Annotated in this window: 17 protein-coding genes; 3 read left to right on the top strand and 14 right to left on the bottom strand. The window is 36.7% G+C overall.

The genetic code is table 11. The features are described 5' to 3' along the window. Positions 1-2 precede the first annotated feature (2 nt). On the bottom strand, positions 3-1,298 hold the full coding sequence (locus SH601_RS02020; protein WP_319956554.1) for a homoserine dehydrogenase: 1,296 nt from the start codon (positions 1,296-1,298) through the stop codon (positions 3-5). Positions 1,299-1,622: 324 nt separating this feature from the next. Continuing rightward, positions 1,623-2,594, bottom strand: coding sequence for a protein kinase family protein (locus SH601_RS02015; protein ID WP_319956553.1), 972 nt, complete (start codon positions 2,592-2,594; stop codon positions 1,623-1,625). Positions 2,595-2,674: 80 nt separating this feature from the next. On the opposite strand from SH601_RS02015, the gene SH601_RS02010 reads away from it, so the two are divergent. Continuing rightward, a complete protein-coding gene (locus SH601_RS02010) occupies positions 2,675-3,190 on the top strand; it encodes a phosphatidylglycerophosphatase A family protein (RefSeq protein ID WP_319956552.1) in 516 nt (171 codons plus the stop codon). Between the two features lie 56 nt (positions 3,191-3,246). Here the strand turns inward: SH601_RS02010 and SH601_RS02005 are convergent, their stop codons facing one another. From SH601_RS02005 to SH601_RS01965, 9 genes are all read right to left on the bottom strand, one after another. Continuing rightward, a complete protein-coding gene (locus SH601_RS02005) occupies positions 3,247-3,648 on the bottom strand; it encodes a YbaN family protein (protein WP_319956551.1) in 402 nt (133 codons plus the stop codon). Between the two features lie 7 nt (positions 3,649-3,655). Beyond that, positions 3,656-4,228, bottom strand: a complete 573-nt coding sequence (locus SH601_RS02000) for a molybdenum cofactor guanylyltransferase (RefSeq protein ID WP_319956550.1) — start codon at positions 4,226-4,228, stop codon at positions 3,656-3,658. 22 nt (positions 4,229-4,250) lie between these two features. Next, positions 4,251-4,724, bottom strand: a complete 474-nt coding sequence (mobB, locus tag SH601_RS01995) for a molybdopterin-guanine dinucleotide biosynthesis protein B (protein ID WP_319956549.1) — start codon at positions 4,722-4,724, stop codon at positions 4,251-4,253. Between the two features lies 1 nt (position 4,725). After that, complete coding sequence (moaD, locus tag SH601_RS01990) at positions 4,726-4,959, bottom strand: molybdopterin converting factor subunit 1 (protein WP_319956548.1); 234 nt, start codon at positions 4,957-4,959, stop codon at positions 4,726-4,728. Continuing rightward, positions 4,952-5,428, bottom strand: a complete 477-nt coding sequence (locus SH601_RS01985) for a molybdenum cofactor biosynthesis protein MoaE (RefSeq protein ID WP_319956547.1) — start codon at positions 5,426-5,428, stop codon at positions 4,952-4,954. The genes moaD and SH601_RS01985 overlap by 8 nt, the downstream gene beginning before the upstream one ends. Before the next feature lie 14 nt (positions 5,429-5,442). Beyond that, positions 5,443-6,678 (bottom strand): molybdopterin molybdotransferase MoeA, encoded by a 1,236-nt coding sequence (locus tag SH601_RS01980; protein WP_319956546.1) that lies wholly within the window; start codon positions 6,676-6,678, stop codon positions 5,443-5,445. Between the two features lie 11 nt (positions 6,679-6,689). Further along, positions 6,690-7,703, bottom strand: coding sequence for a ThiF family adenylyltransferase (locus tag SH601_RS01975; RefSeq protein WP_319956545.1), 1,014 nt, complete (start codon positions 7,701-7,703; stop codon positions 6,690-6,692). An 18-nt stretch (positions 7,704-7,721) separates the two neighbouring features. Next, entirely contained in the window at positions 7,722-8,741 is a 1,020-nt protein-coding gene (gene moaA, locus SH601_RS01970; protein WP_413775085.1) for a GTP 3',8-cyclase MoaA, read from the bottom strand. Positions 8,742-8,933: 192 nt separating this feature from the next. Then, complete coding sequence (locus SH601_RS01965) at positions 8,934-9,380, bottom strand: DUF86 domain-containing protein (protein WP_319956543.1); 447 nt, start codon at positions 9,378-9,380, stop codon at positions 8,934-8,936. Between the two features lie 152 nt (positions 9,381-9,532). On the opposite strand from SH601_RS01965, the gene SH601_RS01960 reads away from it, so the two are divergent. Next, positions 9,533-9,817: an SAV0927 family protein gene (locus tag SH601_RS01960; RefSeq protein WP_319956542.1), complete on the top strand. Its 285-nt coding sequence runs from the start codon at positions 9,533-9,535 to the stop codon at positions 9,815-9,817. A gap of 15 nt (positions 9,818-9,832) precedes the next feature. Here SH601_RS01960 and SH601_RS01955 read toward each other — a convergent pair whose 3' ends face one another. Further along, positions 9,833-10,108 carry a YutD family protein gene (locus SH601_RS01955; RefSeq protein WP_319956541.1) on the bottom strand — a complete coding sequence of 92 codons (276 nt, stop codon included), beginning with the start codon at positions 10,106-10,108 and terminating at the stop codon, positions 9,833-9,835. Positions 10,109-10,226: 118 nt separating this feature from the next. On the opposite strand from SH601_RS01955, the gene SH601_RS01950 reads away from it, so the two are divergent. Continuing rightward, positions 10,227-11,183 (top strand): M23 family metallopeptidase, encoded by a 957-nt coding sequence (locus SH601_RS01950; RefSeq protein WP_319956540.1) that lies wholly within the window; start codon positions 10,227-10,229, stop codon positions 11,181-11,183. Positions 11,184-11,340: 157 nt separating this feature from the next. Here SH601_RS01950 and SH601_RS01945 read toward each other — a convergent pair whose 3' ends face one another. Beyond that, positions 11,341-11,439: a MetS family NSS transporter small subunit gene (locus SH601_RS01945; protein WP_319956539.1), complete on the bottom strand. Its 99-nt coding sequence runs from the start codon at positions 11,437-11,439 to the stop codon at positions 11,341-11,343. A gap of 52 nt (positions 11,440-11,491) precedes the next feature. Further along, positions 11,492-12,973, bottom strand: a complete 1,482-nt coding sequence (locus SH601_RS01940) for a sodium-dependent transporter (RefSeq protein WP_319956538.1) — start codon at positions 12,971-12,973, stop codon at positions 11,492-11,494. Positions 12,974-13,006: the final 33 nt, after the last annotated feature.

Here is a 13,006-nt window from a genome sequence, read left to right as displayed (position 1 = left end):
TTTTATTTATCCTCCCCATCGACGCGATAACAACTGATTATTTCATTAACAACGTCTAATCCATTTAGATTTTCTCTACTATTTAATAGTTGTTGCTTACTAATTTGGTGTGTAACCATAACGATTTCGGCCATGTTATCTTTTTCCGATGGCAACTGTAAAATCTTTTGGAAGCTTACTTGTTCATCTGTGAAAACATTTGTTATCTCCTGGAATGTACCTGCTTCATCCGCAACTTCCATTCGAATAAAATACTGCATATATTTATCTTTATCTTCTTTTAATTGTTTTTCATATTGTGGTAAGACATATTCATTACCAGTAATACCTAGACGGATATTTTTTACGACATCCATTAAATCTGATACAACGGCTGTAGCTGTCGGCATGCTTCCCGCACCAGGTCCATAGAACATTGTTTCGCCAACTGCCTCTCCATAGACATAAACTGCATTAAACTCGTTTTTCACTAGTGCAAGTGGGTGCTCTTGTGGTAATAGTGTTGGCTCCACACTTACTTCTACTTTTCCATTCTGTGATGATGCAATACCGATTAATTTAATCGTATAACCTAAGCTTGTAGCGAATGATATATCCTCTTGTGAAATAGTCCGAATTCCCGAAACTTCTACATCCTCTAAACCAATTTCCATTTTGAAAGCTAAATTCGCTAGTAGTGCCATTTTGCGCGCTGCATCCAGTCCATCAACGTCAGATGTTGGATCTGCTTCAGCAAAACCTAACTCCTGCGCTTCTTGTAATACCGGCTCGAATGCCAATTCCTCATCTGTCATTTTCGTTAAGATATAATTCGTTGTTCCATTGACAATCCCCATAATTTTTTGGATTTTATCCGAAGCCAATCCTTCTGTTAAGGAACGAATAATCGGTATCCCGCCAGCAACACTAGCATCATATAAGATATCACAATTATTTTCTTTTGCTAATCGTAACAATTTTTGTCCGTGAACAGCCATTAAATCTTTATTAGCTGTCACAATATGTTTCTTATTACGAACAGCTTTTTCTAATAAAAGATTCGTATCTTCAATACCACCCATTACTTCAATGATAATATCGATCTCAGGATTACTTACTAATTCTTCCGGATCAGCTGTCAACCACTCTGGTTGAATAGCTACATCACGTTTCTTTTCTATATCATGAACTAAAATTTTATTAATTTGAATCTCGCAGCCTACCTTGTATTTAATTTCATCTGCATGGCTTTGCAAAAGCTTCACAACACCAGTTCCAACCGTGCCTAAACCACACAATCCAACATTAACTTGATTCATCTAGACGTCCTCCCCCATGTATACTTTACGTGAACAGTTGTTTATATATAGTGGACATTATACATCTGAATAGTGGCTTTAGCAAGATGAATTTAACCAAAAATTAAGAAAACTTAGATAATACGAGAAAGATGCCTATCATTCATTTTCTTTGTTACTGACAAAAACTGATCGTATTTTCTTTTATTTTTGTCAGCAAATTGATTTTATGACATTTTGATGCTAGTTCTCCTCTTTTTTGTCAGCAAACTAATTTGCTTAGTCTTCGAAAACTAGTTCTTTTCACACACTGTTATCATCATAATAGAGCGTTGAAACTTGCCTTTATCTATCCACTAACCAATCTAATTGTATACTATTTGTTTCTCTCACATCAATGCCCATTTTGTAAAAAAATGTCCGCAAATGTTCTTCATAATAGGTCTGAATGTTGATAAATTCTTCGATACTAGCGGAAGAAATAGTATCATGCTGAACTTGGTCAATGAAATCAAATAAATGAATTGGAAAGAGCAACCTTGCATATAATAACTTCCAGCCAAAAATAGATAATGGTAACTTCGTAAGATAACCGTGCAAAAATTGCTGACTGTCATGAGAAGACAACCCTTCAGATGTTTGCATAAAATATCGCATTTTCTCAGCGATATCACGAACAGGATGATCATATATCAATCTGTCACTCCATATAAATTCATCTAGTAAATCTCGCTGATAACGACCAAACGTCATTGATGGTTGATCACTTTCGTTAAATTGTGTTTCTTGCTCCACAAGATAAAGGTATTGAATAGCATTTTCCGCTAAACCAATAATATAAGGAAACATATCAACCAATTCTCGAAGAAAAGGTGTAGATGGTCGCTTTTGATATAATTGTTTAAACATTCCTTCATACTGATCGATTTTTGCTATCCATAAATCTTTCCAGCTACCATAACTATTAATCGTGCTTGGTTGATAGGGATAACGAAAACCTGCTTGATGAAAATCTGCAAGCTTGATTGATTCTGTGCGGTCATCTTCTCTCTGTATCCCGTAGCATAATAAATAAGTGTCTTTACCGATCGTTGTTAAGAATTGGTTATGCACATTCGGAATAGGGCATGTTACATTTGTCCAGCCTTGTTGATGATAATGAGTAGCAATCGTATATAATTCAAGCGCAACTCGCTCTGTAACGTTAGTCGGTATAATGAAATAGTAATAAGATTGATCGGCGAATGTCATATATGGTTTTTCTGATACTTGTTTAGTCGGGACCTGAATTGGGTAATGTAAAAATATTGGGTGCATCGTATTTCCCCCTCTATAATTCATATAGTAAAATATATGTGAAACAAGAAATGAAAATGATGAATATAGGATGTGAGCTAATGGCAACAGAACGTAAACAATCACCACTAGAGCAAAAAGCACGTAAATGGTTAACAGAACGTGGGGTAAAACTAGAGGATATTGCAGACTTAGTTTATTTTCTTCAAAACAAATATCAAGAAAATTTAACGATGGAAGAATGTCTAGAAAATGTGGAACGAGTCTTGCGAAAACGCGAAGTGCAAAACGCGATCATTACCGGTATTCACCTGGATGTTCTTGCTGAAGAGAATAAATTAGAACAGCCACTCCAAGAAATATTAGAAACAGATGAAAGCTTATACGGTATAGATGAAGTGATCGCTTTATCTATTGTTAACGTCTATGGTTCGATCGGATTTACTAATTACGGATATATCGACAAAGTGAAACCAGGTATTTTAGAAAAACTAAACGATAAATCACAGGGATGTCATACGTTCCTAGATGATATCGTCGGAGCGATTGCAGCAGCAGCCTCCTCACGACTTGCACATAGTCAAACCAACGATAGTATATTAGATGAGGATGAATAAATGAATTAACGCACATACAACGCAGGATAAATTCCTTTGTATGTGCGTTTTTCTTATCATTTATTACTAGATGCTTCATACTCTTGTTTACTCTTCAAAATCGGAGAGGTGAAGATAAAAATCGATACAAAACTTGCAACGAAAAGCATCAAAATCCTCACGAATAATAATGGGATTGTAATCAGTGTTACAAGCATGCTTAGCCAGACACTTACAACCGCTATCACTTTTATTTTAAAAGGTACACCTTTTCCCTTTTGGTAATCTTGAATATAATGACCAAAGTATTTATTCATAATCAGCCACTGGTGTAATGTTTTCGATGACTTACTAAAACAAAAAGCAGCTAATATGATAAGAGGTGTGGTTGGTACAAGCGGAGCTACAACTCCAATAAAGCCTATTAATAGACTTATGCCTCCACCAATTAACCAACCAATTCGTTTTAGATTCTTCATTTCTTCCTCACTCTTTCATGTACAGCTCATATTCTTCCTGCGTATTAATGTTTCGAAAGGCATGTGCATCATCATCTGTAAAATCAACATACTCTACTCGAAGTACGTCTAACAAGCTGTGCATCGAACGTTTTTCTGCTATTAAGTGTTTATGTATAACATCGCAAATACTTCGGTGATATACTGCCACTAATGGTTGGATTTTATCACGTATTCGAGCTACAACTCCATTTACCTCTTTCATACGGTGGGCAATTAACGTTTTAATAATACTCGAATCGATAAACGGCATATCTACAGGTAACACAACGTACCATTCCGCTTCTTTGGCGATCATCGCTGAATATATTCCTGCAAGTGGCCCTTGACCTTGAAAACGAGCTACATCACTTATCACCTGAACATGATCGTCTACTTTCTGTTTATCATGTGCCACAACAATTGTGCTCTCTACATGAGAAGAGATCACTTCGAATATATGTTCATAAAAGTATTTCCCATCATATATAGCATAAGCTTTATCCTTATTGAACCTTGAGGACTTACCGCCCATTAATAGAATTCCTGCTATTTGTTGCACATTGACACACCCTTTTTACTTGTCAAAATACCGCCTTAATCTTCTCCCAATCAAATAGATGCCAATTCGCTTCTACTGTATGAAAAAGCTGTTTTGTATCTCCTTGATAAACATATTGCACATTCGTTAACTTATCTTGTAGTCTGTCCGAATCATTTGGCAGGACAATTTTAGGTAAAGGGAGCTGTTTATAACCTTCTATAATGACTACCTCCACTCCTAAAGAATGATAAAGTTGTAATAATGGCTTCATTGGCAGTTTTCGCTTATCGGCCGTAAGCAACAGTTCGTTTTCACCTACTACTGCAGAAAGACTCGCACCACTTACGAAATGGCGGTAATGATCTGTTTCTTTGATTTGTTCTGGTTCACCACCATGACCATGATGTTTAATCGTAGCAGTCTCGTACCCTTTTTCACTTAAATACGTTAACCATTCCGAAATAAGTGTTGTTTTACCACTGTTCTTATATCCAACTACTTGGACGACATACATATTAACCACCACTTACAGGCGGAATAATCGCTACTGTGTCGCCTGTTTGTATCAGGTCATCTTCTAATGCGTATGCTTCATTGACTGCTACCATTGACTCCTTCAATTGGCTTAAATGATACTCTTCTTGTAGTTCTCGTTTTATTTCTTTTACCGTAATGGATTGTTTATCTATTTGTAACTTATCGGTACCAGCTTCTTCTTGTAATTGAGCAAATAATAATACATCAATCATCACTTTCACCCTTTACTTCTGGTTTTCCTGTAGGATATGGCACGTTTCCTAATTGATCACCAATCCATGCTTCTCCATCTTCCCATCGTTCTTTCTTCCAAATCGGCACAATTTGTTTAATTCGTTCAATTGCATATTCATTCGCTTGATAGGCTGCCTTGCGATGTGGTGATGAAACGGCAATGACAACAGCAATTTCTGTTATATCTAATGAACCGATTCGGTGCGTGATCGCTACTTTCGTATTTTCCCACTTATCATTGATTTCTTTTCCAATTTGTGCAAGCATTTTCTCTGCCATCGGTACATATGCTTGATATTCTAAATAAACGGTTTTCTTTTCACCCGTCAGTTCACGCACTGTACCAATAAAAGTTGTGATCGCACCGGCATTACGACTTTCTACTTTTTTTATTAATGCCTCTACAGAAATTGGTTCTTCTATTACTTCAAATAATTTATCTACCATATCTATTCTCCTAACTACAATAGATGAATCGTCACATGATCCCCTTGTTTGTAACCAGCTACTCCACCAGTTAATTGAATCAAACAGTTGGCACTTGCTAAGCTGTGCACCATATTTGATTTATCTTTACCAGCCGGCCTGGCAATAAGTTCGCCATCCTCTATTTCATACACACCTCGAACAAACCGATCAAATGGATTTGCCTTTGGAAAGTCTACTGCTAACGTTGCTTGCATTTGCTTCATACCTACTACCTCTTTAGCAAGAAAGGCATCAATCACTGGTTTCGTAAACAGTTCAAAACCTACGTAACATGCAGAAGGATTACCTGACAAACCAAACAAAAGTATTTCATCAGTAGCTGTAACTGTTGTAACACTACCAGGTCTCATTGCCACCTTATTAAATAATACTTTTCCTTCTAAACGTTGATAAATTTCGGGTAGCAAATCAAAATCTCCGACAGATACACCACCAGTTGTAATGAAGAAGTCTACCTCCTCGATTACTTTCGATATTTTTTGCACACTTTGCTCTAGATCATCTTCTAATTGACCATAATATTTCGGTATAGCTCCTGCTCTTTCAATTTGACTAATGATCATGTATGCATTACTATTTCGAATTTTACCTGGTTCTAACAGCTGATCTACCTCTAGCAATTCACTCCCTGTTGCAATCACACCAATTACAGGCTTTCTTGCAACAGGGACTTTAGCATAACCAAAAGTCGCAAGTAAGGCGATAATTCCTGGGTTAATGACAGTACCTTTCTTCACTAAAGAAGTACCTTTTTCAACATCTTCCCCTTTAAACGAAATATTTTGATGATATTGTAGTTGTTTTTTTATCGATACATAGTTTTTTCCGTTTCTTTCAAAGGTTTCTGTATCTTCTAGCATAATAACTGCATCTGCACCACGTGGAATCGGTGCACCTGTCATAATACGAACAGCTTGATCACTAGCAATTGCCTCATTATGTACACTCCCTGCTCCAATATGTCCGATAACTTCTAATACAACAGGGGATTCTTCTTTTGCCTGTTTCGTTGAAGCTGATTGGAGTGCATATCCATCATAGGGAGAACGGTCAAAAATAGGCACGTCATGATCTGCTAGTAAATCCTCTGCAAGCACACGTTGATGAGCATCAGTTAGTGCAACATATTCTATTTCACCTGTTTTCTTGTATGCCATTACACGTTGGACTGCCTCTGAAACAGGTATTGGATGACGTTCATTTAACATAATACATACTCCTATCCGACAATTTGATAATATATTTTTTTAGCCGCTTCAATCGAGTTCGTTCCATGTACAAAGGTGCGACCATCATGAAAAAATACGACCCTTTTCTCTTGTATTTCCACTGATACTAAAAAAGGATTTACTTGTACCTTCCCAAGCAAACGCAATTTATCCGCTAATTGAGCAAGCGGGTACTGTTTTCCACGAATTTGTACTGTATCGCGACCACAGAGCGCTTCTGTTTTCGTTCTATTCTGATAAGATAAACAAGGATATGTTGGCTTTTTCCCACAACTTGCGCAATCATCTCGCTTCGCTCTACTGACATCAACTGTTTGATAATGATTATTCCAAAGATCAAAGATAAGCAACTTACTCATTATTTTTGATTCCACACCAGAAAGCAATTTTAAGGCTTCTGTCACTTGATGGGTTACAACCATTTGTACTGCTGGACCAATCACACCAACCGCATCACATGTTGCACCAAACATTGGTGTTACTTTTAGTAAACAATCTAAACAAGGAGTTTGATTAGGAATAATCGTAAATGCCATTCCAGAACTGCCAACACACGCACCAAAAATCCATGTTTTATTATATTTTTGAACAAGATCGTTCATTATAAAGCGTGTATCAAAATTATCGGTAGCATCGATCACGAGATCTGCAGCTTGTATATAAGTAGCTAAATTGTCTGCTGTTGCATCAACGACAACTGGCTGGATATCAATTCCACTATTAATCTCTCTTAATTTGTTTGAAGCAGCAATTGCCTTTGGTATTTGCTGTTCCACATCTGACTCTGTAAACAAATGCTGTCTTTGCAAATTTGACCATTCGACATAGTCACGATCAATGATCGTTAGTTTTCCGATACCTGCTCTTGCTAACATCTCTGCTACCGAAGAACCGAGCGCACCGCAGCCAATAATCAGTACATGCTTAGTTAATAACCGCCTTTGACCTTTTTCGCCAATACCTTGAAAAAGTGTTTGACGATGATACCTATCTTTATTCGACATTCTAACTACGCCCCTTTTTCACCCACCGATATAAGACATTTCAATTTTCTTACGGTTTTTCGCTGTTTCTTCTGTACGTAGATCTGAATAACGATCATCACGGTACTTCCAGCCTGATACAATCGTATCTTTCACCTCATCATCTGTTGCACCGTCACGTAAAATATCTTTTACATTTAATCCTTCCCCAGCAAAGAGACACGTAAAGAAATGACCGTCCGCTGCAATTCTTGCCCTTGTACAAGAAGAACAAAAAGACTCTGATACAGATGTGATAAAACCTACTTCTATATCTGTTCCTTTATAACGGTAACGTTTTGCCACCTCACCAAAATAAGCAGGATTGACTGGTTCTAGATCAAAGCGCTTGGATATTTCCTCATATATTTCTTTTTTCGTTACGACATGTTCAAAGTTCCAGCCATTCGTTTGTCCAACATCCATAAATTCAATAAATCGTAATGTGATGCCTAACTCTTTAAAAAACTTGGCCATTGGTAACAGTTGATGCTCATTCATCCCTTTTTTCACAACCATGTTTACTTTTACGGCTAAACCTACTTCTTTTGCTTTGATAATACTATTAATAACAGGTTGTGTTTTGACATTACTATCGTTTATTTGCATAAACGTCTGGTCTTCGATTGCATCCAGACTAACATTTACACGTTTTAATCCGGCTTCTTTCAAATCGCTTGCCATCTTACCAAGCAAGACTGCGTTTGTTGTTAAACCAATATCTTGCAAACCTTCTAATTGGGCTAATCGCTTAATTAACGTAGTAATATCTCGCCTTAGCAGTGGTTCTCCACCAGTTAAACGTACCTTTCGCACACCTAGTTGCAGGAATATTTTCGTTAAGCGTTCGATTTCTTCAAAGGTTAATAAATGTTCTTTCGGTAAAAAGGCAAAGTCCTTACCGAATATCTCTCTTGGCATACAGTAACGACAACGAAAATTGCAACGATCTGTCACGGAAATACGCAAATCCTGTAATGCTCGTCCAAACTTATCTGTAATGACTGATTGTTGCATCATACATCGCTCCATTTCTTTAATCTGGTTATATACAAACTGTGTAACTCCAACTCATGTTATTGATTTTCACCTTTGTTATTTAACCACATTTTCGCTTAATTCTTTGTGAGAAAACTCACAACATATACCACGCAAAGGTTTTGAATATTCTAAATTTTATCATTGTAATAAGACCATCTTATTGTTATGGTCTTATTTATCAGCTGTAGCGGTAAAAGTATTTGCTACACCCATCTCAGAAGCTAAATAGGCACGTATATTCGAGCTAAAACGGGCTAAAATAGGCATATTCTCTTCAATCACTTTTGATACATGATCATGGTCAATCTGTCTGAAATTCTGTACGAGCATTTTTCTCATATTGATTACTGCTTCGTATCCATCGTTTTCTTCTGCTGGAATAACTTTTTCATCAACTAAAATATGGATGATATCTACATAACTACCTGGATCACGCATGATAAAACCATCAATCATCATATTCCCAATATCTATCATACTCTCAATTAGAACGTGAGAAATTCGTTCCAATGCGAAATGTTCGATAGGCGTTTGAAACTGACTATCTTTTACTAATGCTAATGTTTGATCAAAATAATCTAATATTTCATTCATTTTTCTCATATCAACAAAATACATAATGATTTCCCCCTACCGCTCATAACTTATTTATATATATCTACTATCATACCATATTAATGAAAGCCTCGTCATGATTTGCCTTTTGAATACCATTGCATATTTACATATGCACTAGAAATAATTATACTATGAAAAAAAGGAGGGATAACATGAGTGATGAAAAAAAGATGTTTATTAAAAATGAAAAAGAACAAAGTGTCACACGATTTGTAAGCTTCATGGGAGATACAGAAAGATTTGACCTAGCCGTTACTTCTTCACCTAGCTTAGGAGATGATTTTCTCGTCGTTAACCTCAATACCAACAAATACTCACGAATCAATTTAGAAAAATTAATGGAAAGTAATTTTGTGGAGCACGCTTTTCATTTTAACGAAATGGAAGCAGAGGATTTTCGCTCTTACATAAAGACGTTACTACATAAAGAAAACTAACACAATCAACTTGTGTTAGTTTTCCATTTGCTTCAAAATAAAAAAACGGCATCCAAAATTACAATACTCATATAAATAGTCTTCACAAGTACTTATTTTCGTATCAAACGTTGCTTTAGGATTTTGATCATCATAAAATCCTTTCAACCTAAGCTGTTCATAGCCCCAATCGCCTACGATAAAATCATATTTACTTAAAACATCTGTATATCTTTCTTTAAATGCTTTCTCCTCAAATCCGTCACGATAATCCTTTATAATCTCGTAACGATGCCCTTGTACTTCAACCACGACTTTTCACACCTTTTTTCACATAGTTAAATTAACAAAAGTTTCTAGCATGAAATCAACGCATATGACCAAAACTACTTGTATCAATTTGATAAATATACAAGGGAGGCCTATTCCTTTGATTCAGCGTTCTTTACTATTGATATTTACATGTTTTATTCTTCTTACTACTATAGCACATGCAGAAGAAAATGTGGATAATGAACAAGAAAAAATCAATCTCTATAAGCAAATGGAAGCAATTACCTTCATACCATGGTATTATTTAGCAGCGATTGACCGTTACGAAGCTAACATTCAGTCTGAAGAAGAAGAACAAGACTCGATTATTAGCATCCGCATATCTGATTTAAAATGGTATGGATTAACACCTACTACAGAGCCAACATCAGAAGAAATCATTGAGATGTTTGGTGGAATCGGAAAAGATGGAACTGGTGATGGCATAGCAGACCCTACTAATGATTATGATATTCTATATACCATGGCACATTACGTACAACAATACGGACCGTCAGAGCAAGATATTCGAACAGCTCTTTGGAATTACTATCACCGTGAATTAACGGTATTATCCATTATGAATTATGCTCGTTTATTTAAAACTTACCAAACGATTAGTCTTGATGACACTGCTTTTCCCATTCCAAAAGGCTACAATTACAGTTACCGTAACACATGGGGAGATGCTCGAGGGTTTGGTGGTAGACGTATTCACGAAGGAACAGATATATTTGCAAACTACGGAACCCCTGTAAGAGCTACTACGCATGGTGTTGTTGAATTAAAAGGTTGGAATAAATATGGTGGATGGCGTGTAGGTATTCGTGATATTTACAATAGGTATCATTATTATGCCCATTTAAATGGTTTTGCTGAAGGACTCGAAATTGGAGATATTGTAGAAGCAGGACAAACGATTGGCTCTGTCGGTGCTTCTGGTTATGGACCTCCAGGAACCTCAGGGAAATTCCCACCACATTTACATTATGGAATGTACAAGGATAACGGTAAAACAGAATGGTCCTTTGATCCTTATCCACATTTAAACAAATGGGAAAGAAATAATCCGTAAAGCAAATAAAGTGAGACTTCAATCAGTGGGAGTTTTTGACTCCCACTGATTGTTAGCGTCTGTTTATCCCCACTTATCTTCTTTGTTTCACTCGAAGCTTGAAGTGGGGGTATTACAGACGTTTACTCCGTGATAAATGCTTTACGGATTATTTTTATTATTTTGCAGCTATTTTTGCTCGCACAATACTTGCGATTAAACCGCCCCAGATGATAACTGCGCCAACGATTGCCATAACAATTGCACTTGCAGACATGAATAAATCCTCCTTCTACTCTATAACTAGACAGCCAATCTGTTCCGACTATCTATGCTTGATTATCTTTTGTCGGCCATTTCTTCAATGTAAATAACGTACCGATAAACATAACACCAATTGCGACAAGCCAACCATATGTGAATAGGAATTCAAATGGATAATCGCCATACGGACGAGTTAAATCTGTTTTAAGATTTTGCAACATCATATAGCCTAATACGATTGGTGTAATAATTCCTAAACAAATTCTCCACCAGATACCTAATTTAATATCTGATACAGCATCAGCATGTGATTGTAAGTCTTGTAATGAGCGAGCAAACCAAGCAATTGCCACTACTTCAAATAAACCAGCAAGTGCTACACCATAATTATTAATAAAGTAATCGACCGTATCTAATAAGTTTAAACCACCTTGTGTTGCGTAAAATAAGGAGGCAATTAGCGACAAGCCGCCACCAAACAATACTGCTTTCCCACGCGAAATCGAAAACTTCTCTTGTACTCCAGCAATATAAGTCTCCGAAATCGAAACCATCGAGGACAAACCAGCCAAGAACAAGGATGCAAAGAAAAGGAAACCGAAAAAGCTAGCAGCTGGCATTTGACTAATGATTTCTGGAAACACCATAAAGGCTAATCCTACACCACCTTCTACTACCTCAGCTACACCTGTACCTGATTGAACTGCCATAAACCCTAATACAGCAAAGACTCCAATACCTGCCAATAATTCAAAAGATGAATTGGCAAATCCTGTTATAAACGCATTGTTTGTTATATCAGATTTTTTCGGTAAGTAAGACGAATACGTAATCATAATCGCAAAAGCGATAGATAAACTAAAGAAAATTTGGCCGTATGCCGCTACCCATACAGAGCCATCAGCAATTTTATTCCAATCAGGCTTAAAGAAAGCATCTAATCCTTCCATTGCACCTGGCAATGTAACGGCACGAATAACGATAATTAAAAATACAATAAACAATGTCGGGATGAAAATACGGTTGGCTATTTCAATCCCTTTCTTTACACCTCGTCCTAAAATAAATAATACTAGTACCCATACAACCAACAACGGAATCATTACATTAGGTACGATAGAACCAAATGTACCTGGATCAGCAAGATTTAAAAAATCACCGGTAAAGAATGCGGTAGGATCGTCTCCCCATTTAGTTCCTAGAGAAAAATAAGCATACATCATTGCCCAGGCAATAATTATCGGATAATACGTAGAAATAACAAAAGAAATAAGTACTTGCCACCAACCAATCCATTCCATCCCTTTACTAATCTTCGAAAAACTTCTCGGTGATGAACTACGATATTTATGTCCGATTGTATATTCCATAATTAACAGCGGAATACCCGCTGTTAATAAGGCAAACAAATACGGAATAAAGAAAGCACCTCCACCATTCTCAAAGGCAGTTGCAGGGAAACGCCAAATGTTTCCTAATCCAATAGCAGATCCAACTGCAGCTAGAAGAAAACCAAGGCGGGTCCCCCACTGTGATCTATTCTCCATTTCCCCAACTCCTCTATTTATTTACTAATCTTT

This window comes from Gracilibacillus pellucidus, from assembly GCF_033949965.1.
Taxonomy (GTDB): domain Bacteria; phylum Bacillota; class Bacilli; order Bacillales; family Amphibacillaceae; genus Gracilibacillus; species Gracilibacillus pellucidus.
The sequence above is the reverse complement of the archived record's forward strand: the minus strand, read 5'-3'. Positions and strand labels throughout refer to the sequence as shown.